The sequence below is a fragment of the Bradyrhizobium sp. BRP19 genome, assembly GCF_020194195.1.
In the GTDB taxonomy this organism is placed as follows: Bacteria; Pseudomonadota; Alphaproteobacteria; order Rhizobiales; family Xanthobacteraceae; genus Bradyrhizobium; species Bradyrhizobium yuanmingense.
In genome coordinates this window covers 260,169-284,104 of sequence record NZ_JADYVZ010000008.1, presented here as the reverse complement: position 1 = coordinate 284,104, position 23,936 = coordinate 260,169, and the positions used below count along the sequence as shown (strand labels likewise).

Genomic DNA, 23,936 nt, shown 5'->3' with positions numbered 1-23,936 from the left:
TCACCGAGACCGGCCAAATGGAAATCTTCCGAACATGGCTTGGGAATACCCTGCCACTAAACTTCTTGCATCGAGGGCTGACGCGTTGCCTTTTTGCGGAGGGAGCTGGAGCGGCAGACTCAGGCTCCAGCGACTTCTAAAATGAAACCCCCATGCGCCATCTCCGGGAGTGGCGTGCATTTCGACAGAGATGGGCGGATTGACAAACGGGCGACCAATTTGCAGCTTTCCTGTTGCATGCTGAAAAGTTGCGGCATCAAGATGCATGTCCACGATCGAGCAGATGTAGGAGCCGTCAGTCGCAAGTCCGACCAGGGGCTGCTCTATCTTCTTCCTTACAGCCACGATATCCGGAAAACGTGAGATATCTCCGGGGACGCCCTCACGATCAAAGTGCGCGCTGATCCTGGCGACACGACCTCGAACATCGAATGAGTCGCTGTTGACGTGAATCTGAGCGTGCTGTTTGTTGAAGCCATACAACGTTTGCCCAACAAGCACAGGCGCCAGCTGGTCGAGCAGAAGAATAGGCATGAAGCTGAATCTGACCCGTCGCAAGTAGGGTATATTCTCAAGTTCGATATCTGGAATGATATTAAAGATCTCACAATAACTAGTGCCACCGAATGGCAGAAAGCCAGGGCGTACGTTCCTTTGACGCGCGAACACTAGCACAACTTGGTGGCTGGCCGCTGAGCCCGTTGTGTGAAGTTTCATACCTGTAGGCAGCATCGCACGAACAGTTTCGATTGGAGCGTCCAATATCGCGCAGAACGCATCGATATCGCCCACTCCACCCGCCGTCCGTCCCGCGACTTCACGCAACAACTGGAGGCCTGGCACAAGAGCGATCGGGAAATTGAAATCATCGAAATCAGTGGCGTTTGGCATAGCAATTCTCACTCCCCTAATTGCGCCAGCGGCCGAGCGGCCAGCCATGACGGAAGCTTCTACACACCCAGCATTGATTCCTGTTCGAACCCAATCACCGGCAAGATAGAGGTTCTCTACGCCAGAATCGTCGGCGGTCATGCGCTTGGTCAAGCTGCCTGCAACCGAAAGGACATAGCGATCCGAAGGATTTATATTGACCCTCAGATATTGAGCCGCAAAACGGGCTATGCCTTGCCGGTTCTCTGGATCAAAAAGCAAATTCCATTGGAATGAGCCCTTGCTTGCAGCTCCACTAGGCCACATCTCCGGAAGATTTCGGTGTATCCATTCCAGCGCATATTCTCGTGCGCGTTCGAGCTCCCGCTTCGGGAAGTCAGGATTTGGGCTTGCAGGCGGTGGTGATTTGGGTTCCGGGAAGCTGCCGACGAAGTATGCCAAACCACGAGGTCTCTCCTCGTGCCAACTTTCCATCGAGAGCATCAACGATAGATCACCCCAACTGTCCAAAGGCTTAGCGAATGCGGACAGGATCGTTTGGTCGCCACCCTTCCATCCTAATTGTGGGGTGGAAGCTGTTGTCCATAGCTGGAGCGCCATCGTAGGCGTCGTCCTGATTGCCTCTATCATTCTTCTCCAGGCGGGGAGATGGTGGACGAGTTCTGCGCATATTCGTTCAAGTTCGCCGACCGGAATTCCAAGTACGACGACATCGAAGTCTCTGCCTAATTCGAGGGTCTTACGATCTGCATCCCTCCAATCTGTCCACGCTGACTCAAGGTCGTAGTCCTCCATAGCGTGCCCATTGTTCAGTAGTTCGTATTTCGGATGGGCCGGCCACGTTGGCAGGGTGCCACCTGCGCCGTCCGGCATCGAAACTAAGGGACAATACGGGAAATTTCCGACAGTTGTCGCTTGGACGCCGATATCAATCTCTTCAATAATACTTGCGTCAGCAGAGAGGGTGAGGCGATCGACTCGATGGAAGAACTCGAATTTTACACCTCGCGCCCGCAACAGCTGATAAAGTGGGGCGAAGACGAGTTCTCCCATGGTCGCTTTCATAATATAGAAGAACGATCCCCGATATCCAAACACGAGCTTGAGCAGCACGCGCGTTCCAGTACCGGCGCCGACGTTTCGATTTCCGCGCAAGTATCCGAACACATAGTCATAGCAGCCGCGTACGACGGCGGAGCTGAGGGCGGGTTCGGAGCAAAGATGGGATCGCATCCACTCGGACCATTCCAGGTCGTCGATGTGATCAAAGCCATGCCATATCACTCCGTCGGCCAGCATTCCGAGCGCAATAGTGAACGCCAGTTCGATGAGGATGAACGCGCGTCTCAGGTCGTCTCGGGTGACAGCACTTGTGGCTTGATACTCGCGGAGCGCGCCCAGGGCGCACCTAAGGTTCTGCTGCAGTATCTCACTTTGCGAGAACGAAATGTCCCTGGGATCTTCGGGCAATTTGTCAGCTTCGACCCGCGCGGCTTCAAAGGATGCGACGAGGCGCTTCGTCGTCACCTGGACGGTCGGATCGAGAGGTGAGATGCGAAACTCAGCAGGAAAGTCTGCTCCCATGACATAGTCAGCTGACCTCCGGATCAGCGACTGAAGGTAGTCAACTAACGTGACGAACTTTCCGTCTTCGAACTTACCTGGCGTTCCGCTGTGTCGCGGCAAATCGAAGTGCCAAGGTCCCGCAGACTCTTCCATCAACGTGCAACGGTCGAGCGCACAAAATGCAGCATCTCGCGAACCAAAAGGAATGGCATAGCCAAGACGCCGCAGCCCGTCATAGCAGCGGTCCACAAGATAGAAGGAGTTGTCGTAGAACCCGGTCCATACGTGCAATCCGTGTTCCTCACCACGATAGCCGCAGTCGGGTCCTCGCCTTCCGACGGCGCCTTTTCCGCCAAGCCGCCAGCCCAACGTGTAGACTGTGATGTCGAAGCGCTCTCCGCCAGGGTCAAGTTCGATCAGTTCAAATGCTGCGCTCAGCGCAGCTATGCCTCCCCCAAGAACAGCAACTTTCCGTTTCGCCATGGAGAGCGCTCCTAAAGCGCTCTTAGGGAGAGCATGCCTAAAGTTGCAGCGCGTATGAAATCGCAGGGGCTTATACTCTCCTGTTCCAGGTGCAAAAAGCTCTCGCCTGGCACAGGGACAGCGTCTTGAGAGATCGCTCTCGCAGCCTGCATCCCCGACATAATTGCCGCCTCAATGCATTCCGTGTTTAGTCCACTGTTGATCCAAGAACCGCAGAGAAACAGATGCGAAAAACCCGATTCGTTCGCCCTTAAGCGGAAAGCGGTCGTGCCAGCGGCGGAAGCAACACAGCAATCTGATGGATTTACGTTTGCTCGGACGACTTGGCTGCCTAGTCGCTCTTGCCCTTTCTCGTTGGAAGGCGAGAACAGTACACCCCAGTCAAACTCACCTCGCTCAAGTACCGCATGAGGCCAGACTGACATTGCCTTTTCGAACCACCGGGTAGCGAGAGATGTTGCCAGCCGCTTACCCTGCTCTGGGACGCTGGCATCTGTTGGCGGCCTGCGATAGAGCTGGGTAGCCAAAACGTCACAAAAGTAATGCAGGGACTTGGCTTGTGTCGGCGGCTCATAGGCAAGTACCTGAGACATGTCCCCCCATACAGCAAGTGGTTGTGGAGCGCACACCATTGCAGGCTTCGGCGCGGTCCAACCGAGTTCCGCAAGGGCCCGCTCGCTCCAAACCTGAACTGAAATGCTCGGAACGAGGGGCAATCGCTCCGTCATGGTTCGGAAGCGCTCGTTGGCCTTGAGAAGCTGACAACATGGACCTGCCAAAGGATTCAGCTTCTTGAATGCGCCTAGTGGAATAGCAAGCACGGCCTCATCGAAATCACAGCCCTGTTGGATTGCAATTGAAGAGACGCTCTGGTCGCACCAGTGCGATTCCAGATCTACTCCGGCATCCTTGAGCATCTCTCCATCTTCGATCACAGACCAATCCGGGGCGGCGCTCCAGCTCAACACGCCTTCACATAGCCGCACTGGTTCGTAGTCATCCTGATCAATCCTGAGGTTAACCTGTCGATCGAAATGCAGGCGGACGATGGAAGTCATGTCGCTATCAATATCGATGTTTCTCAACTTGTGAAAAAACCGAAACCGGACCGCTCTACTCTTCAAGACCTGGAATAGCGGTGCCACCAGCACGTCGCCCATGCCCGCCTGCAGCTCCCACGCCAGGGCACCTTGGTAAGTGCCAAGCATACGCAATACCACTTGCACCGCAGTGCCTGCGCCATAGCTGGCGCGCCCTCGCTCTCCATCGGGATACTGAAACATTGTGTCATACAGAGCGAAAAGAGCCGGCGAATCATGGACTGAATCTTCCTTGGCGCCGTGCATTAGTAACCACTGCCGGAAGTCCAGCCGATCTAAATCCGCGATCGAACGCTCTCCTAAGAGAAGGTCGGTTATGAGCCCATTGGCGAGAGCTGAAGCTACATCGAGCGTCTGCGCTAGAACATTTCCTGTGCCGGTCTGCGCAAAGGACGTCCCTACAAGTGCCGAGGCCGACTCTCGAAGGGCATCAGCAATGCCTTGGACCTCTTCAAAATGCGACCAAACACGATCGCCATCGATGTGTTTACTCCACTCGGTCACTGCCCGAAGGTATTGGCCAACGCGCAGAGCCGATTCTGACGATGCAGTTTGCGCCGGGTCTTTGTTCAGTGCTGCCAGCAAAGAATGCTGTCCGATCGTGGCGCGGATCTGAGGTTCTCTTCTTGCGAGGTGTTCGTCCGATTGAAGCGCCCTCTCATAGGAGCTCGTAAAGAGCTGTATTATTCGAACAAGACTGTTCCAAACACTGAGGTTGGCTGTTCCGAAGCCAGGTAATTCGTCGTTTGTTGGAAACGAGACCCGGTGAAAGTAGGGTTCGCCATCTTCAAGAGCCCCGATTGGCGTGAAAGTCTGCGGCCGAACTGCCTCCTCCGCTGACTTTATTTTTTGGCCTTCCGGCGGGTCCCATTCCTGGTAGACATCCCGCAACAATCTAAATGCATTCTCGTAATATCCGAACCATATATGAAGGCCGTGCTCGACGTTGCGGCCGAATTCGTCTCTGCCACTCGCGCACTTTCCCCCCAGCCGCCAGCCCATTTGATAGAGCGTTACCTCGTACCTTTCTCGAAGTTCAGCAGTGCGCGTCAGTTCGAACGCGGCGCTAAGGCCTGCCAGTCCACCACCGACTATGGAGATACGCTGTTTGGCCAAAATAGCCCCCAAATCGGGAGTAAGTCTCTACTGCGATAGAGCGCAGCTGACGTGAGATGCGTCCGCCCTTGCGCCAATTTGTTCGAAAATGGATCTAGCTCGGTTTAAGTATGAGAGTCTCGCCGGATCGGAACTTGCCATCGAGTTTCCGATTTCATAGAGAGCCGTTGCGCGTTCGTGCATCATTCCAAGGCGTTCCGCTGCTGCGGCCGCCCGCTCCCACTGCCGTCGCGCGGAGCGCGAGCGCTGGAGCTTAGAATCAAGGCGCCCTCCCACTAAAAGTGCAAACGGACGGCATATTGGAGAGGTTCGAGCTAGCCGTGAAAGATGCCGGCATGCACTACTGGCCCGCTGAAGCGCTCGCGCACCCTCTGGCCCTGATCCGTTAACTTTGTCCAACGAAGCCAGCAGGACGTCAGCTACGCCTGCGGCGCCGTAAGCGTAGCCGCCCCACACCACGTCACATTCACTAAGAACGTCGAAGCCACGTGTCGCCGTTTCGGTTGCTTTATCTAATTCGTTCCGCTGCAAATGTGCGGCGGCGGCAATGCCGAGGCAGAGCAAGCGATCTGTGCGAATCTGCCTGGCTTCGGCAATCTCTCGCAGTAGCCGTAGGTCGTCGGAATTTGTTCTCCCCGCAAATGTATCAATAAGGACGCGCGCAGAAAGGCTCCAGGCACGTACCTGAGCAGATGATTTTTCCGAGATGTGCGAGCTCATACTCCGAAGTCGATGGTCGGCACTCGCGATGTCGCCCTGAAGAATCGATACAAAGATTGCCATGACCTCACTGTTGAGCGCGCGGGTGCGGTCTCCAAGTCTAGAGTAAAGCGCAGCCGCTGTGTTTGCGTGCAGCTCGGCACTGCTCCATTCGCCGAGCCCATATGACAGAACGCCGACTACAAGCTCGACACGAGCCTTCTCAGGCAATCCCCCTCGATCTTCCGCCAGCTGCAACGCTCGGCGACTATACAGGCGCGCCGCGCCGACGGCGCCTGACATCGCAAGACCGAGCGATAAGGCGCTGTAGCCTCTTATTGTTTCAGGAGCGGAGTTGGATTGCTCAGCAAGGTTGAGTGATGCCAACGTGCCGTTGAGTACGGCCAAGGAGTCATTCTGAAAAAAATATTCCTCGGAAAGATGCTCATAAATATGTGACGCCTGCTGTAAGCGGGTTTTCTCATCATCATTCCACCGGTACCCGGTTGGTCGCCATAGTCGGGTCCAAAGTTGAACTGAGCCATTATACATCGCAGCACGGACCTTCTGCGCTCTCGTCGCTGGAACGGGCATTCGAAGAAAGCTCATTGCTCGGCCGTAGTGCTCAGACGATCTCTCATACTCGGATAGCTCATGGTGAGCATCGCCGAGCATGATTTCCCAGTCGATTCGACGGGCCAAGCTTATGGATAAGCCCGCTTCCTCGGTGAGTTCAAGAATCCGCTCCAGGTATCTAATGGAATCCCGGTTGCCGTAGTTGTGAAGTGCCTGCTCTGCAGCGAATTCAAGATAGCGAACGGCTTCCAGTGGCTCCTCGGCCTGTTCCCAGTGGCGCGCAAGCTGAGCGTAGTACGGTTGCAATCCGCCCGACTGGGTTTGCTCGATTAAACTCGCAATTTGTCGGTGCAGAGCCTTTCGCTGCGCAAATGACAGCAGATTATATATTGCGTCTTGAGTTAGTGAGTGCCGGAACGCGTAGGTTGTTCCGGAGCCACTCCGCGGTCGACCAACAAGAAAGTCATTTTCGATTAGGTGCCCTATCGATTCAGGAATCGCCTGCGGGTGGGGCTGCTCCGGGACAACCATCTTCAGCATGTCGAGGCTAAACTCATCGCCGATGACGCTTGCAATTTTGAGAACGAGTTGGTCGGTGCTCGATAGCACGTCGACGCGACTTACAATCGCGCGTTCAAGAGTGGTTGAGAGTGCGATGCTTGCCTCGCGAGGTTCGAAAAATTGGCAGGTGCCATGAACAACGGCCAATTTGCCCGTATCTCGAAGGGACAGGACAAGCTCCTCGCAATAGAATGGGTTCCCGGCGGCATAGCGCTCAACAAAATCGACAAGAGACTGGGGGATCTCAATTGCGTGGAGGCGCTGGCGGATAACCTCGACAAGCGCGTCGCCTTCGAGAGGCTTTAATTCAATCTCGAGAGAAGGGGTAAGCTTTGACAAATCGGAGGTTAGCGCTGCCTGCGGAGTGTTCTTGCGTCTGGAGACGACTAGTAGGCAATCAGACAATCGCCGTGCGGCGACGTTCATCAGTTCGAGCGATGAGCTGTCGAACCAGTGGAGGTCCTCGAGCACCAAGATGCGTGACGAAGATCTTGTGATCAGCGCGAGTACAATTTCTTCGATCGCAGCTGCCCGCGCCGCACCAGTGATTTGCTGGGTAAGCTCAGTTTCGGAGAACCCAAGGGGTATAACTTCGTCGAGCAGAGGCAGCCAACTCAAAAGGGCAGGATCGTTTGCGAGCATTTTTGAAGCCAGGGCACGAGCTGCTTCAGCGTCTGTGTTTGGTTCAAATTTAAGAACTTGCCGCACGATACTTCGCCACGCGAAGAAAGGAGTGGACTTGTCTATTGCCGTTGCAAATCCCTCGAGGACTTGATGACCTTGCACCTCGCAAGAGAGAATGAAATCTGCGATCAGATTTGATTTTCCGATCCCTGGGTCGCCTAGGACCATTACGAGGTTCCCACGCCCGACCGCCAATTCATCGATGCATCGCATTAGACGCGCCCGTTCGGGATCTCTGCCGAAGACTCGGCCGACCGGGCTGCGTCGAATTGGAGTTGTTGGGGCGATAGGTCTAAAGCCGAGGATGGCTTTCGCGATGCCTTTGATGTGCAAGCGAGGAAGCACTGCGAACGCGATTCGCTGACCTACCGCTTCCGCCGTGGCGGCGTCGCATATAAGCTCTCCTCGACCTATGTCGGCTAGAAGAGCGGCGAGATTCATCGCCTGACCGTTGACGCCGTATTCCCGGCGGGTCCTTCCTCCATATGTGCCACAGAACAGCCGGCCGGTAGCAATTCCGATGGACGTAGAAACGCCGCGCGCAGATAGCAGCCGTCGGATTGCAAGTGCCGCTTCGACCGCTCGCAGCGGGTCTTCCTCGTGTGCAAAGGACGGAAGTCCAAATATGAGTGTGAGGCTCACACCCTTGTCGTCCATAATTACCTGGTGAAGGGTGCCTTCCAATCGCTCTGATACCGACTGAAGGTCCAACAGGATCTGCTGGACGCGCGACAGCAGTTCGGCGTCGAAACGGATATCGAGCAGTGAGACCCGGACAATCGTGAGTGTCCGAAACTCGCCAATCCAGTCACTATTTCCGGCGTCTAGTTGAACCCGTACGAATTCGGGGATTAGTTCGTCAACCAAAACGCGAGGAACTGCCGGTTTTTCGGTGTGCGGGGCCGAGGTTGGCACTCTCATCCTGGAAAGGCGAATTCCATGTGCGCTGATTTCGCCATCATACTGGCCGTCCAATATCTTGGCGGCGTTATCACAAAGCAATATGTCTCCGATGTTGGCTTTGCGATAAGCCGTTCCAACTCGATAGATGGGATCTCCAACTACAAAATAGTGCCACTTATCGTTTAGCCCGCCCACTTTGCAGAAGTGGACGCTACCAATATCAATTGCTGTGCGTTGGCTGATCTGGCCATGGCGTGCGACCAAGGTTTCCATTGTTTGGCGTAAAGCGAGCGCGCAACTCGCGGCTCGCAATGCAGCTTCCTTCAGATTATGGTCGTCCCAAAGCGCCAGAATCGCGTCCCCGGCGAAGGCTGCGATGTCGCCCCCATGATAATCAACGACATCCGTCAGTGCTGAAAAGTAGTCGTTGAGGAGATCACTGAGTTCCTCAGCGCCGCGTTTACCCACCTGCTCGGCCTTAGTGGTAAATCCTGCGAGATCAAACAGCAGGACTGCAGCCTTTCGCTCTTCAACCCATGGCTCATCAGTCCGATGGTTACCGCTGCGCAGAAAAGCGCTCACCCATTTTGGAAAGTAGGCGGCGAATTCACTTGCAGGGGTGCCCATCGGCATTAAACCCGGTCCAAGATTCGCGAGCGGCGCTGCGGGGCGCGCCCAATATTGGAACCCCAAACGCGACCAAAAGCAAGAACTATGCGCGCAGAACGGCCGATCCGAGCCGCGAGCAACCGGAGCGATATCGCCGTCCCGGCGCAGCAAGCCGCAAAAAGGCGACGGGTTCCATGACTTGGAGCCCTTGACCATTGCGCTCCCGCGGTTGAAGCGGCGGTCGCTTGTGCTGCCCGCGATCCGATCTAATCCGCGCAGCTAATCGGCCTGCAACGGGAGCGGGAGCTTGCGGCTAACTCTTCCATAACAACGCATACGCGAATGTCGCCAACTCGATTTAAGTTGCGCCCGAGGGCTTTAGGCCGCATTGGCCTCGGATTCGGTGATGCGCTGGAATTCAAACAGCAATTCCTGAAAGTGCTTGGCGAGATAGCCGACCACTCTGCCGTTGCGCAGCAGTTTTGAGACATAGCCGACCGCGAGCACCAGATCGAGGTGGTCGGTGCCGTAGGTCTGTTCGGCCACCTTGAATTCGCGGGCGAGTGAGGCCGATTCCCGCTCCATCAACGACAATTGCTCATCGGACAGGCCTTTCGGCGTGCGCGGGGTGTAGCCGGCCGCCAGCTGATTGCGCGGGGTCGCCGCCACCAGCGATCGCACATAGCTGTTGGAAAAATTGTTCATCGCGATCATGAGCTCGGCGGCTTCAATTTGCCTCAAGGGCGCGAGCTTGCGCAGCTCAGAGAAGGAGTTGAGGGTCAGATGCTTTTCTTTGAGCAGATCGACGGCTTCAGCGCAGATGCCGTCGAGCAGTTTGCGGCGCTTGCGAATGCTGGCGACGTCGACGTTGAGCGCCTTGGCAATCCGCCCCTCCGACACCCCGTTCTCGATCGCCTTTAGGATCATGCGGTGCTCTTGGATGATCGCGATGCGGTTGACGCGCTTGTTGTAGGTGAAGGCCTCATCTTCCGTCGAGATCAGGCATTCGACTTCGAGCAGCCCGCGGTCTCGCAAGACTTCCAGGCGCAAATGGCCGTCCAGGAGCAGGAATTTGCCAGAATGGTCGCGGCTGCGCGCCACCACCGGCGGTTCGACCAGCCCGATCTCGCCGACCGAGGCTGCGATCTGCCGGTACTTGGGCGAACGCTTCACCTCCTCGGACACCAGCTTTAAAGGCTGGATATCGGCCAGTCTGACTGTGGCGGTCCGTTCCTCAAAGCCCATCCGCACCGAAATATGGGGACGGCGTGCCATGACTTAAGCCTGCCCATGCAGCCGCAGCGCGAGGTTCTTGGGCAATGTATCGAGCTTTTCGTCTCCTAGAATCGAGAGAAATTCCGGCTCAACCAGGAGCTTGCGCAGCGCCTCCAGGATAAAGATCAGGCGCGCCTTGGTGCTGTTGGATTTGCGGATCAGCACGCGCTTGCGGTCGACGTCTTGCCGATAGGCGCGCAAGAGCGCGTTCGAGCTCAGCGGCGCCCCATCGGCTCGTCGTGGTCCGGTCTTGTAGCCTTTTCCACGTCGCCGGCGTTGCTCGATCAGCTTTTTGGCCGCAAGCAGCTTTTGGCCTCGCAGCAGGCGTTCCTCGTAGGCCTGCTGCAGTACGGATTGGATCTCGCTATCCTGTGCTTGCGAGATCATGACAGCAATGCTGACCGGCATCTGTCCCGCCTCAACGGCGCGCAGCAGCCGGTGCTCGCCGCTTTCCAACAGACTGCTGACGCCTTTGACGTACTCGATGCTGAGGCCAGTCTTGCGGGCGATGTCATCGAATTCATAGCCCCGCCCACGCAGCCCCTCGATGTCATGCAACAGGTCGATGGCGCGGTGTTGCCGCCGGGCGCAGTTTTCGACCAGGCTCATGATGGCGCTGTCTTCATTCGTGGCATCGACGACCACTGCGGGGATTTCTCGCTGCCCAAGCGCTTGATAGGCCTCCAGCCGCCCCTGGCCGCAAACCAGATCATAACGGGGTTCACCTTCGCAGCCCTTCCGTTTGACCGTGATCGGCCGCTTCAGGCCGAGTTCGGCGACGCTGGTCACAATCTCCTTGAAAATCCGGCGATTGCGGGCCCGCGGATTGACCACATCGATGGCTCCGACTGGAATGATCTCAATGGATTGGGCCGATCCCATAGCTGACCTCCATCAATTGCGACCGCGCAGCAAGTTCAAACAGCATGTCCAGCGTCTCGAAACGATAGGCATCGAGTGCCAAGCCATTATGTTCGGCGAGAGCCACTTGTTCTGCTTCCATTTCGAACCGGGGCAAGAGGTAATAGTCGAGCACAGCGCTGTTCATCTGGTTCATCCGGATTGCCACCGTGATGTCGGGCCGCAGGCCCGCATCAAAGCGGATTTTCCACCGGTAGGACCCCGCCATGGTCTCCTGGGATCGGACCAGGCAGAGAGAAGCGGTAAACTCGTCATTGACGGTGAGGAGGTCAGTTTCGGGGTTCTGGCGGACCGATCCCCCAATCTCTTCGATGCCGCGTATCGTTGCTGTGATGAAGTCGGGGTACATCCGACGCAGGGCGCGATTGATCTCGATATAGCGATAGTCCCGATCCGGACTGAAGCCGATAAGTTCGTAAGCCCGGATTAGACTGCCGAAGCGACTGCGGTAGGCGCTGCTGGACGGCCCAACCTCAAGTTCATCGATGATGATCCCGGAGAGATAGCCGTGCTGCTCCAAGAGGCCGCGCAGCACGTCGAGAAGTTCCTCGTCAGAGTAGCGCTTGCAGCGTTCGGAAATGATGGCTTGCGCGGATCTGAATGTGTCCTCATCAACGATGGGCTCAAAGGCCTGGTCGTGGCGGATCCAGCGCTCGGGCGGATTATAGACCCGCCGACCCTTGAGCTTGCACGAGCATCTATTCCACACATTGTTGCCGATGTACTTTTCGTTGATCAGAATTTGGTGGACGGTGGCTCTCGTCCAGGACCGACCAAGATCGGTGGTGATGCCTTTGGTGTTGAGGCAATCCGCGATTTCCCGTTCGCTCTTACCTTGCGCGACAAAGGCCTCGTAAATGAAGCGGATCGTCTCGATTTCTTGCTCGGGGCCTGGGATGAGCACAATCCGATCCGTTTGGATGCTTTTGTGTTCGCCCCGGACCAGCTCGGCTTTGGCGATGCCATTCTGATCAATCAGTTGCCGCCTCAACCCGTATCCCGCCGGCCCGCCCTGGCGATAGCCAAGCTCGATCAGCCGCCGTTGCCCGGCAAAGACCTTTACGGACAGTTCCCGGCTGTACTCACCCGCCATCGCGCGCTTGACGCCTTTGACGATGGTTGAGACCGGGCTCCCGTCATTCTCAAATTGTTCGGCGCAGTAACGAACTGAGATACCGGCCCGCTTGCAAATGTATTCATAATAGGCACTTTCATCGGCATCTTGGAAGCGCCCCCAGCGACTGACGTCGTAGACGAGGATGGTCGCGAATTCGGCGGTGCCATTCTGGACATCCTCGATGAGCTGCTTGAGAGCCTGGCGATCGTCGAGATTGAGGCCACTCTTGCCACTATCCTCATAGGTCTTTTCAATCCGAAAGCCGTGACGTGCAGCGTACTCGCGAATAGCTTGTGACTGGTTCGCCGTCGAATATTGCTGATGGTCGGTCGACATCCGAACGTACTCGGCAGCAGGTTTGCCGGCCCGGGTCTCGAGTTCAGCGTCTGAATGAGACGTGTCCTGCAACATCGTCGCCCCACTAGCGTCAAGAATGTATGGCCAAGTCCTTGAAACTATAACTTAGCTCGGGGGGAAACATGTTTCCGAAAACGGGCAAGAAGTTTCTAGCTGAGGACGTGCCGGCCTCGTCGACATATGCAAGCTTGATTGCCGATGTCCTCAAGTCCGAGCTTGGCAACTCGCATCAAGCGCATAAGACGTTGATGCGATGGACGGGCGCCAACGAAAGAACAGCTAAGAATTGGCTTTCGGGCTCGAACGGTCCAAGCGGCGAGCATCTGTTGCAGCTCATGCGCAACTCGGATCGGGTGTTCGAGTTCGTCTTGAGGCTATCGCACCGTCCCGCATTGCTATGCAGCCGAAGGCTCGAGGAGGTGAGGAACAGCTTGCAAGTCACAGCTGATCTGCTCTCGGAAGTTATCGAGATCCAGGACAGACACGCCCCGTAAAGCTCCCGAGACCCGTCCCTCTAGTTGGATCCAGTTCTAGGGGCGCAATCCACAACGCAGCTGAAAGCAGGGCCGTCGTGCGAAGATCGAAAAATTCGTAAAATACGAAACACTGCTTGCGCCGTCGGGCAAAACAGTGGTTTATAAGGCGCTGGCTCACCGATTGAAAGGAACCAGCGGCATGGCTGATGAAGTCGAAGCATCTACTGAGTTATCTAAAATCGCGAAACTCAATGGGGACTTCCGAAGGAACTACGGAACAATACTCGGCGCATTCCTCTACCTTCGATCAATTAGTGCCGCGCGCGGCCGTGCTTGGTTCTGGACAGGCCTGCTTTCGGCTGTTTGCTCGGCGGTGATAACTTGGGTCGGAAGGCACGGGCTTGCCTGGTTATCCGCCGGATGAGCGCTCGAACGAGCAAGTCAGGGCTTTTGAAACAGGTGATGTCTCGGCGTTCGCGGGCTCTGTCAGAGAATCTAATTGTTCTTTTCACTTTCCCATCGGTCGGCAGCAACACGTAATCAAGCACGTCCTTGTTGTGCGCTGCTAGCCTGATGGCAGCAATCCACCCAGCGGGCACATGCGTATCGCATTGAATGGTCCAATGTGGCGAATGGGTCTCCTCCATTCCCGGCGTCCAGCGCGCAGCTCTAATCGAAACGCAAAAAGAGCCATTCACGCGGAGCGAATCTGTCCAGCCGCCAGTGCTCGTCCGACAACCCGCCTTTCGAACGGCGGCTTCAATGCGAGAAGCGAGCCTTGTCTTGAGCTCGGACCAAATAGGCCTCGACTCTAGAAATTCGTAGTTTCGCTTGGGAGTATAGCCGAGCAATCGATATAGGTTGCGCATGCTGCCGAAATGGACCTGACACGTGGCCACGCACGGTAAGCCCGGTGTACGGTCTATGATGCCCACACTCAGCTTCCCCTCTTTAAGCAGGGTTCGCCGCAAGCGAACGAGCATCTCCTCTTCCGTAAGATCAACCCGCCGCTCGCGAATGAACTTGGCGACCTTCGCGAAGGTTGCGCGGTCAACAATTGGCTCAAGGCAACCCTCGGCGCGGATCCACTGTTCGGGAGGATTGCTTGTTCGAGTTTGGCGCAGCTTGCATGATCGCCTATTGAAGACCAAATTGCCTATGTAGCTTTCGTCCCGGAGAATGGCCCCTACCATCACGCGCGTCCACGGTGTCCCCGGACGAGTCGGCACGTTCCTTCTGTTCAGCTCCCACGCCACGACTGTTTCACACTTCACCTCAAGGAAGCGCTTGAATACCCACCTTACGGTGGCCACCTCTCGCGGGTCGCCGGGCCGTACTCGAACGTGATCAGCGGCGAGATACTTTCGCTGCCCCCTCTTCAGAACGCCCTTCGATTGCTCGTTCTCATCAACAAGCTCCCGCACCAATCCATAGCCCAGTTTGCCGCACGGCTTGTAACCTAGACGAGCAAAGCGGCATTGACCCGCGTAGACTTTGACTGAAAGCTCGCGGCTGTACTCCGCCGCCATCACTCTTTTGATGTTCTTGACGATGCTGGCCAACATGGTGCCGTCATTGTCGAACTGCTCAGCGCAGTATGAGACCTTGATGCCCGCTCGCTTGCACATGAACTCATAGTGCGCGCTCTCATCTACGTCTTGGAAGCGGCCCCATCGACTTACGTCATAGACGAGGAGGTGACCAAAGTCGGCGTGCCCGTTTTCGACGTCCTCCATCAACTGAAGGAGGCCTGGCCGGTTCTTAATGAGCAATCCGCTCTCACCTTCGTCCTTGTAGGTGCGCACAAGAGTGAGATTGTGAGCGTGCGCGTAAGCGGCGATCACCGCAGCCTGGTTCTGAATTGAGTAGTGCTGCATCTCAGTAGACATTCTGACGTACTGAGCCGCTCTAACGCCGAGAAGAGCCTTCGGCAGGTGAGCCTTGTGAACGACGAGCGCATTGCTCATTCGCCACCTCCATTTAGCCCGCCCCGCCCGCACGAAATCGAACTTCCGCGTTCACGAACATTCAAGCGCAATTTGGGAGGCGGCTGCTAGTTGGCAGCAGCCTCCGCTACATACGCTTCGTATGATTGTCCAAGGGCGCTCTGCGTAAATAGGATTTCCAAGGCTACAATCTCGGAATAGCCGCTCGTCTCGTCTCGAGTATTGATCAAGTCAACCATGGTCAGGCCCGCCCCCGTGTCAAAGTTGGAAGCTGGTGCACCGGGAATGCGGATGAGCCCTTGCATGCTTGGGCCGCGCGTTTGAATAGCGACTTTGATTTGTGACGCCCTACGTGAAAACCGCTGCTCGGATCGAAGCGGGATCCGCTGCCACTGATCAATGTCGCCTCCGGTTTGACGGATGTAGCTCGGGCGGATCGTTTGATCGATTGCAGCAAGGGTCGGGACAGCGAGCAGGGACATCGTAGCGGTGAGTGCAGCCGCACGGAATGTGATGAGACCGAGGCTTCGCGCCTCAAGGATTGGTCGGCTTCTTTTTCGTATCATGTGAGCGATCCATTAACGTCCGAATGGCTGCCCCTTTCGCCGCAGCATCTCCGGACTCCTCAGCGACCCGTTCAGGCGTACACTTCGTTGAGGGCGGGTTTCCGCACTGGCGCGCAAGCGCTTCCCAACCGACACACTTTCCAGATTGGTTTCGGTAGCCCGGACCTCCATTGTCTCCGCAGGCTGCGAGTGCCGACGGGGCATGGAAGAGTTGCACGATGATGAATAGTGAAACAACCTTGGAAATCACCTTGGACGCTCCACATCGCGACCGACAAACTACGCTAGCTCCACAGCGCGGCACTACTGCTGCTTCATTCCAAGTTGCTCTGCGCAAACGCTGCCAAGCTGGACACCTGTAGGGATGGGCCCGTAATAGAGGCTTTTGTCCTTGTCCTCGGTATCGAGACTCTTGATCGTTCCGTTCGGCGCCGCAACGACGTTGACCTTGCAAGCGTACGGCAGCGAACTTCCTGATGCGCTCGATTGGCCATCACGGGAAACCGAAAACGAACTCCCAGACGCCAGTTGCCAGCTATACGCAGTATCGCCGCTATTCATCTTGAAGCTGCTGGCCGGTGGCCCCCACCGAACGGCAAGAGCATCAACATTCTGCCCGACGTAATCTTGGCCTAGCTTGGCGCGTACATCTGCGCCTGTTGCGTAACATCCCCCTAGTGCCACACAGAGTATGGCAAAACTCAGCCGACGCATTTCTTCCCCCCAAACGGACATATCCAAGCGCAACTGGTGCGCGAGATCAAGGGGCGGCGCTAGTTTTGAGGAGCGGGCGCTCTGGGGGATACCCGGCGACCAGCCCAAGTTGCTGGTCTGTACCCAGTCTCTCCGGACCATTTAGGCTTCGCGGACCGGCACCCGGTCATCGGGGCCGCGCGAGCCCGAACTTGGTCCCAAGTCCACTCTATGGGCCTCTCGCGCAGCTTCCGAGGTGAGGAGCTCTAACCCAAGTGAGCGATGAGCATACTGGAAGGAGCGGCGGCCACCCTATTCTTGCAGCGACTCACCGCCGCGGGATCTTGAAGGACGGCTCTCCGGTCTCAACCATCGCTTGTTCAAGAACACGTCTATTGAGCGTGGTTCTCGGAACTCAAGGGCGAGGGACGTGGCGGCTCGGTTTCCTTGGTGACAATCATTGGCTGCTTCAGCTCGCCAATTCTATCTCTCTTTGCTAACGCTTGTTGTGTTTCAGGGTTGGCGCGTCGCCATGCGACTCAGAAGAAGAGGGACTAAATGAACAAGTTTGTACTGTCGTTGCTGTCAACGGTTGCTCTCCACTCAGTTACGGCCCAAGCAGCGGATCTTGCGCCCGTCCGTATGCCACCCACTCAGGTAGGCACCTGGACGGGACTGTATGTCGGCGGCAACGTTGGATATGGGTGGGGCCGCTATGACGCGTCGAACGCCACCGGTACGATCGTGAACTCGAATGGCGGTTCGGGTATCTATGGCTTCAACGTTGAATCTCGGAATGGCAATGGAGTCACTGCAGGTCTGCAAGCCGGATACAATTGGCAGCTCGAACAGACAGTGCTCGGCGTCGAGGCCGACTGGCAGTATCTCAACTCGAAGGCAGGCACGGCCACCTCGGCTATTGCAGTTCCCGTCTTCATCGGCGGCAACTTCAGCGGCAGCACTTCCATCGAGACAAGCTGGTATGCGACCTTTCGCGGCCGGGTGGGCTATGCGTTCGGGCCGGCGTTGGTCTACGCGACTGGCGGACTTGCGTTAGCCGACATTAAAGTGAGTTCCAGCGCCACGGGCAGCATTGTCACAGCCCTTTTCCCCCCGACCTTGGGACCGCTGGGCTCTATGAGTGCTTCAGACAGCTCCGTCCTGATCGGGTATGCGGTCGGAGGCGGATTGGAATATGCTTTGGGAGCAGGCTGGTCGATCAAAGGCGAGTATCTGCACATGGGCTTTGGCACCAAGGGCTACAATTTGACCGGCTCGCTACAATCGCCGGCCGGATTGACCGGCGTCATAACAACACACGTCGACATCAAGCCGAGCTTCGACATCGCCCGCCTCGGTGTGAACTATCGCTTCTAGTGAGTGGATAAGAAATTTAGGAAAGGGGCATTAGTCCCCCCTCCAAAGGCAGCAGCCTTAACCCTCAGGCAGGCACTCGGGACAAGCATCGCCGATTCCATCGCGAAAGTCGGCGATCGCCGTGGCGGCATCCTCCGGCGCAATCTCTGCCGGAGGATGCTCTCGAGCCAATTCGAGAGCGGGTTCACGGCGCGTGCGGATCGCCTCGGTCTTTGCCCCTCGTGCTGCTCGCACTAGTGAATGGCACCGGCCGGCCGTCCTTCCTTCGTCATCAGCATAGAATCGCTCCTGCCTGGACGAAACCTTCCGCCCAGTTGATCGCCCGGGCCGTTAGCATGAGCAGGGATTCGAAATCGATAGTGCTGAACTTTTCAGCACCCTATGGAGAGAACCTGAAAGAGAGCGAGAGAGCAATTTTCTTTCGAGATTCTCTCCCTCCGCCATCCGGCAGAAATGATCTCGTACTTGGAGTTGCAGACAAGCCAGAAACTCGGCCGTTTTCCCGCTTTTTCGCGGGCGGAGAGCTCCCACCGGTCATCCAACAAGGGCCTGAATGAAGCCGGAGAACCGAATTTTCTCCGAATCTTTGAACCCGCAAAATCGGTCTAGTACGGGAGTTCTTGGAAAATCAACGGCTTGACTGCGCGGCGGTTTGAATCCGTTCCCCTCACCCAAGTTTGCGTCGCGAGGGCGGGTACACGCTGAGGCCTATTGCAGGTTCCACGACTCGGGTAGGTCGCGTAACTCACCCGATCACGATTTCCGAGAATCTCATTAGCGCACTGAGTAATGCAAGCCGCGGCCTGACACCTGTCTAGACACATCGTATGGCGTTATTCCCCCCGCCCGCTCCCTTGAACAAAGAGCTGATTTACTTCTGTGACGAGTCTTCGTTTTTGGAATGCGAAGAAAAAATGGCCGTGGCCGCTCTAGCCGTCCCGCGAAGGAATCTCAGCGAAATATTGACGCGCATTGCTGCGGTGCCGCCCCCTGAGGGCTCGCTATCGCGAGGAAGAAGTGAAGTGGCAAACGACAAAGAAATGGAATCTCGCAAATCGTAAGTCGTTGGTCGATTGCCTCGCGCGGCTCGTCGAAGAAAGGCTGGCGCATTTTCACATCCGCTTTGCAGACTTCTCAGTCTACGATCACGATGGGCCAAGGCGGCAATTCGATACGGTAAGTAAGATGTTCTATCAGTTGCTTCTGCATCGAGCGATCCGCCACTACGGGACTGAGTTTAAGATGTTGATCCGGCCCGATAACGGCGGCTGTACTGAGGAGCTCATCAATTTCAAAGGTGCGTTGGTTGCCGAAGGCCGGCGGCGATACGGTGCGCATCCTGAGTGCGTTCAGGATATTTCATGCGCAGACTCGAAGCGCGAACTGGTGCTTCAACTATTGGACGTGACTATGGGAGCGCTTACTGCAATCAAGAATGACAGGCACCTTCGTCCAAGTGCTTCGGAGGCTAAGAAAGAATTGTCCCACTATGCTCTCGACAAGCTGGGCATCAAGGACATCCACAACAACTACGACAACGGCAGAACGCTATCGGTCTGGAATGTCATTCCTAAGAGGCGCGGCCCAATAGGCTAGATTGCTGAAAGCAATCGGTTCGGAAGCCCCCGACTGTTCGCCTATTGAGCGCGTGAATCATAGCGAATCTCGCTCGATTTTCAATAACAGCTAAGTGTTTGATTAGACTCACTTCGGTATTGATGTCGATCCAGTGAACGAAGAGTTGCTGGGTCAGTGCTCCTTAGTCACTCCCTCGCTATAACCGTGTCATGGAGTCTATAGTGAGTGAGGCCCTCGTGGCTCACGGTTGCCACCCGATGAGTTCAGGCTATCCACTGAATTCCCGTTTAGACCACAGCTCTCGCGGCGGCTCCACGCAGCATGGATCTGTGGTTGTCCCAAGACCTTGTTGTTGCGTCCGCCCCGAGTCCTTCTGATGGCGTGGTGCTTTCGAGCATCCTCAAGAATGGAGAGCGTCCCGAAGACTGGATCCAGAACCTAGGCAAGAAAGAAGGGAAAAGACCTGGTCTTCATGGACAAGGTCGGGAAAGGTAAACTTCTATTACCGGCTGAAGTCCCACTGCGTTGGAGTAGATGAAGACGGAGACGAGATTAGTGTCGTCCTGGCGGCGGATCGGCCCTCGGTCGGTTCGACCGAGGGCCGATGATGCGCTGGCGGTGCCCCCGACGAGCCGTCCGACAAGCTCGCAGCGACGCTGCGGGTCGTTCGGGAGCGGGCAGGAAGCATCGCGGGCGAGCCGGGCGATCCCGTCGAGGAGATCGGGCTGGCCTCGAAGGACGTATTGGAGGCATTGAACATCGACCGGAAGCGGAGCGGCCTGGGCGAGCTTAAAGAGCGCACGGCCGTCCCTCGGCTCTTGGCGAAGTTGGTGGAAGCCGGTGAGTTGGTTGAGTCGGGAGATAACAGACGGACGAATACAGACTGAACTATTAGCGTAAGGCGCGTGGCGGAATAGGTTTCCTTCGCTGCGCGCCGTTCCTTGTTCAAGAAGCCGCGTTTGCGGCTTCGCCTTTCTCCTTCTCGATTTTCCGCAAACGCTCTGCTGTGAGTTTTCCATCCCATAGCGTTATCGCCTCAAAACTTGATACCAGGAACAACACGAGAAGCAGTATGGATGCGATAAGCAAGATGTAGGGAGCCGCGCCGCCTAGCCCACCCCACGAAGTCCGGGGAGGGCGTGCGCTGTAGCGGCGCGCTGCAAGCAAATGTCGATACCGTTATTGAGTTGAGCCGGGACAAGACGACGGGAGTCGGAAAGATCAAAGCGGGTTCGAAGTTTCGTATCGGTGATCCGGCAAGGGCTGCAGCCGGACGTTAAGCCAGATCCGCAAGTCGCTCGATACCGTGGTCGGCCCGCAGCAGAAGCTCGCGAAGGCCATCAGCAAGCTGAAGGCGACGTGGATTGCGCCGACGTTCTATGCCGATTAACGGGATAGAGCGGTCAGAGTCAGGGGGCGTCAGGTTCTTCTTCCTCCTTTGGGGGCTTGAATTCTGCGATGGCTCTCCTGACGCGTGACTCTTCTGCCAATCTTTGCTTTTTCTGCATGTCCTCTTCGAGAATGAAGATGGTCGAAGCCTTTAGTATCGGGAAAAATTTAAGGCACTCGTTCTCGCTGAGCTGATGAACACCGAGGCTCACGATAGAGTAGATGCGCCTGTTTTCGACTAGGAACTGCGGGAGATGATCTTTCAGCATCTCAATTTTGTCGCCCATCCTGGCTGCTCTAAACGCAGTCTCGTCCCAGCCCTCAAGATCCTTATACTCGAAGAATCTCGATTGGATGAGTCGCTCAAAAATTCGACGTAGGTAGACGAACGCGCCGATCCCCACACCGTGGGAAGCCAGACCTATCGCTTTGTGGAATTCAGCCCGATCTGCACGATTCAGTAGCTTTGAATAGTCCTTGCTCTCATCAATAGCGATGTCGGCGAACGATGGAAACTGTCCGATTTTCTGAATCGCCTCCTTTTCAATCAAATAGTAGAACACAACGCGGTGCGAATTGAAGCGGGTACAGCGTATTGCAAATTCGCCAGTAGCGCTCGAAGTGGGAAAACTGAAATCCAAAGGCAGTCTTCCTGCCGACTTGCGGAACGTCCGGCGCTCTCCGCACCTGGAACAAAACCCATCGAGCCTTAGCTCGTCGTCAAACAGTTGATCTAAGCCATGCTCCGTAAGTGGGAGAGCATCATATAGGGGAGTCTTAAAGAAAAGTTTTTCAGGGAAGAGGTCGCCAAACTCGCCGCCAAGGTCAGGTTCATCCATTTCAATTCTCACTGTGGCGAGCGCTAAGGAGCGTCGTGCCGGATCTGAATGCGGAAGGAACCCCACAACATGGGATGGATTCTAATCCGAGTGTCATCGGTGATCTGAGCTAGGGGCAGCAGCGGCTCGTCAATGTGAGAGTACAGATACCTGGTTCCGTTCCTCAGTTTCACTCCGACAGCTCCGACTCGGTATAGAATGCCCGCTATCTCCTTCAGAAACTCAAAAGCCGTTGGGGGAGCTTTGTCGCAGTGCGTTTTGGCCGCCTCGTGAAGCGGGTCTCGTTCCATTTTTTCATCGGAGAAGATCGCTAGCGCGAGATCATCCGCGTCTTTGCCTTCGGCGAGCTCTGTGAGGGTAACAATTGGCTTTTGCTTTTGGCCAATGAAGTCTAGCAGGCGGCGGATTGTGGGAAAGGCACTCGACCACTCCTGCTCCAGTGCGTCGCGTCTGATGCGGGAGAATTCGATCTCCGCTTTGCGGATAGTAGCGCCCGTCACCTCGTAACTTCCTTCAGCAGCCTTTAGGCATTCATTGACGAATGCGATGATGTCGCGAGGCCGCATGAGTGTGCGCTCTACCATATAGTCGAATGGATGCGTGTTCCCCACATTGTACGGAAACACGTCATCGAAATAGATGGGAGCTTGAGTGTACTGCTTGCGAAACAGTTTCTGAACGCGACTGTCGATTAGCTCGCGAAGAAGGGGCTTATTCCATTTGAGGTGAACGAAATAGTCGTCTAGTTTCTCGCGCTGGAAGCTAATGTCCTTGGTCTCTTGGATGACGCGCTCCAGCACGTCGGATCGCAACGAAACCAAGATTTTGAGTGCGGTTATCCGGCGGAATGACTTGAGTGTCTCGATGAGGGCGCGGATCAGTTTAAAACGAATGGAAACGTCCACCCAGTTCTCGTCGAGCCGATCGATCATTATGTAGTAGCTGGTCTCGTCGAAGACCTTCTTTTCCTCTCGCTCCAACTCGGCAAGAATGTCAATGACCCCAGCCAGTTCTGCCAGCTGATCGGCATGAATTATCTTCCGTACGCGGTGGACGAACTCGGATTTTTTGTCCGCGCTTAGGCGCTTTTCATATTGTCCTCCTGCTTTGAATTTCTCGATCTCTCCGCCGATCTCCGCCTTAACTTGATTTTCAACCTTCTCGGTCAGCTCCTTGATGTTCTGGTCCATCGTGATCCAGAATTTACCCTCCCAATTTTTCAGGTAATTGATGGAGCGCTTTTTCCGGTCATCCCGTGAGAACCGGTCCAATATACGGTCGAAGACACCTTTGGACGCGGTTTCATTCTCAACATTGAAACGCAGGCGGATGAACTCAATGCAGAGTACATGCTTCCACAGGACCTGAAACGTCAGGTCCAGATCCGCGCCGATGGCTTGGAGGAACCTCAGGACGTCGGAGTTGGTGACGTAGCTCATGGCCATTTCAGTAGGATCTATGGTAACCGAGTGGCTGACCTTGGCGCCTATAAACCTAAGGATGGCGGTCTTGCCGGAACCGGTGCGGCCGTTGACCACCATGCCGCGGGATGCGACGTTCATGCAGAGATCAACGGGCGGGTAATGAACGAAGCAAGGAAGCAGAAAGTCATCGTCAAATTCGGCGGCGTTCGTGCCGATAGACATTCCAGCTTGCAATACGATGGGATTTGTACGCTTACTGGACTTCGCCATTTGTCCCCGCGAATCAGTTGGTCGCCGACTTTCTAGATTTGCAAGTGCGATTGATGGTTGCAAGTGACCGCTGCTGAATTCCCAAGGGCTGTGCGCAGGTAATGCGCGCTGGAGATCTTGGAGTCGGCTTCCCCGATACGCTGCGGGACGCTTATTGCTCAGAAGTAGTGCCGCCACCCCGTCGTCCGCTCCAATGACGCTCAGAAAAACCGTGAGCGAGGTCCGTAAGATCTCCGACTTTCTTTCTGTCCTGCCTGTTTGCTGCACGAAGGTCCGCCCCTGGCAGTTTCGTTCAACACGTGGCTGATGTATTCCGGTTCGTCCAAGGTCCGCCGTCTTCAACGAACGCTGGACCGAGGCCTCATACCGGCCGCCTTTTCAACAAGCTCTCTACGCGGGCCAAGTGCACATGGCGCTCGGCACAATACTCGTCGTTCTTTTGGAGTGTCCTAACAGCCTTCCGTTTTTTGTCCCAAAACGGCGCAAAGGTGTTCGCGCTGTTTGCGGAGGACCTTCACTT

14 protein-coding genes are annotated in these 23,936 nt (G+C 56.0%); 3 read left to right on the top strand and 11 right to left on the bottom strand.

What is annotated here, in order from left to right:
• The 6 genes from I6F36_RS24510 to I6F36_RS24485 all read right to left on the bottom strand — a co-directional run bounded on the left by I6F36_RS24510 (position 1) and on the right by I6F36_RS24485 (position 12,912).
• The gene (locus tag I6F36_RS24510) at positions 1–2,940 is read right to left on the bottom strand and encodes an NAD(P)-binding protein (protein ID WP_225172370.1); all 2,940 of its coding nucleotides are present in this window, start codon (positions 2,938–2,940) and stop codon (positions 1–3) included.
• 11 nt (positions 2,941–2,951) lie between these two features.
• A complete protein-coding gene (locus tag I6F36_RS24505; protein WP_225172369.1) occupies positions 2,952–5,156 on the bottom strand; it encodes an NAD(P)-binding protein in 2,205 nt (734 codons plus the stop codon).
• A gap of 27 nt (positions 5,157–5,183) precedes the next feature.
• Positions 5,184–9,212: an AAA family ATPase gene (locus tag I6F36_RS24500; protein WP_225172368.1), complete on the bottom strand. Its 4,029-nt coding sequence runs from the start codon at positions 9,210–9,212 to the stop codon at positions 5,184–5,186.
• Positions 9,213–9,566: 354 nt separating this feature from the next.
• Positions 9,567–10,463, bottom strand: coding sequence for a plasmid partitioning protein RepB C-terminal domain-containing protein (locus tag I6F36_RS24495; protein WP_225172367.1), 897 nt, complete (start codon positions 10,461–10,463; stop codon positions 9,567–9,569).
• Positions 10,464–10,466: 3 nt separating this feature from the next.
• The gene (locus I6F36_RS24490; RefSeq protein ID WP_225172366.1) at positions 10,467–11,345 is read right to left on the bottom strand and encodes a ParB/RepB/Spo0J family partition protein; all 879 of its coding nucleotides are present in this window, start codon (positions 11,343–11,345) and stop codon (positions 10,467–10,469) included.
• On the bottom strand, positions 11,323–12,912 hold the full coding sequence (locus tag I6F36_RS24485) for a recombinase family protein (RefSeq protein ID WP_225172365.1): 1,590 nt from the start codon (positions 12,910–12,912) through the stop codon (positions 11,323–11,325). Before I6F36_RS24485 ends, I6F36_RS24490 begins: the two co-directional genes overlap by 23 nt.
• A gap of 68 nt (positions 12,913–12,980) precedes the next feature.
• Between I6F36_RS24485 and I6F36_RS24480 the strand changes: the two genes are divergently transcribed.
• Positions 12,981–13,352 carry a hypothetical protein gene (locus I6F36_RS24480; RefSeq protein ID WP_225172364.1) on the top strand — a complete coding sequence of 124 codons (372 nt, stop codon included), beginning with the start codon at positions 12,981–12,983 and terminating at the stop codon, positions 13,350–13,352.
• Between the two features lie 293 nt (positions 13,353–13,645).
• Here the strand turns inward: I6F36_RS24480 and I6F36_RS24475 are convergent, their stop codons facing one another.
• From I6F36_RS24475 to I6F36_RS24465, 3 genes are all read right to left on the bottom strand, one after another.
• Entirely contained in the window at positions 13,646–15,301 is a 1,656-nt protein-coding gene (locus I6F36_RS24475; protein WP_225172363.1) for a recombinase family protein, read from the bottom strand.
• Positions 15,302–15,387: 86 nt separating this feature from the next.
• Entirely contained in the window at positions 15,388–15,846 is a 459-nt protein-coding gene (locus I6F36_RS24470; RefSeq protein WP_225172362.1) for a hypothetical protein, read from the bottom strand.
• A 303-nt stretch (positions 15,847–16,149) separates the two neighbouring features.
• Positions 16,150–16,407: a hypothetical protein gene (locus I6F36_RS24465; protein WP_225172361.1), complete on the bottom strand. Its 258-nt coding sequence runs from the start codon at positions 16,405–16,407 to the stop codon at positions 16,150–16,152.
• A gap of 690 nt (positions 16,408–17,097) precedes the next feature.
• Between I6F36_RS24465 and I6F36_RS24460 the strand changes: the two genes are divergently transcribed.
• Together I6F36_RS24460 and I6F36_RS24455 are read left to right on the top strand one after the other, a co-directional pair.
• Entirely contained in the window at positions 17,098–17,916 is an 819-nt protein-coding gene (locus I6F36_RS24460) for an outer membrane protein (protein ID WP_225172360.1), read from the top strand.
• A 1,017-nt stretch (positions 17,917–18,933) separates the two neighbouring features.
• The gene (locus I6F36_RS24455; RefSeq protein ID WP_225172359.1) at positions 18,934–19,512 is read left to right on the top strand and encodes a hypothetical protein; all 579 of its coding nucleotides are present in this window, start codon (positions 18,934–18,936) and stop codon (positions 19,510–19,512) included.
• A 1,391-nt stretch (positions 19,513–20,903) separates the two neighbouring features.
• Here I6F36_RS24455 and I6F36_RS24450 read toward each other — a convergent pair.
• Positions 20,904–21,722 (bottom strand): hypothetical protein, encoded by an 819-nt coding sequence (locus I6F36_RS24450; protein WP_225172358.1) that lies wholly within the window; start codon positions 21,720–21,722, stop codon positions 20,904–20,906.
• Between the two features lie 23 nt (positions 21,723–21,745).
• Positions 21,746–23,368 (bottom strand): P-loop ATPase, Sll1717 family, encoded by a 1,623-nt coding sequence (locus tag I6F36_RS24445; RefSeq protein WP_225172357.1) that lies wholly within the window; start codon positions 23,366–23,368, stop codon positions 21,746–21,748.
• Positions 23,369–23,936 lie beyond the last annotated feature (568 nt).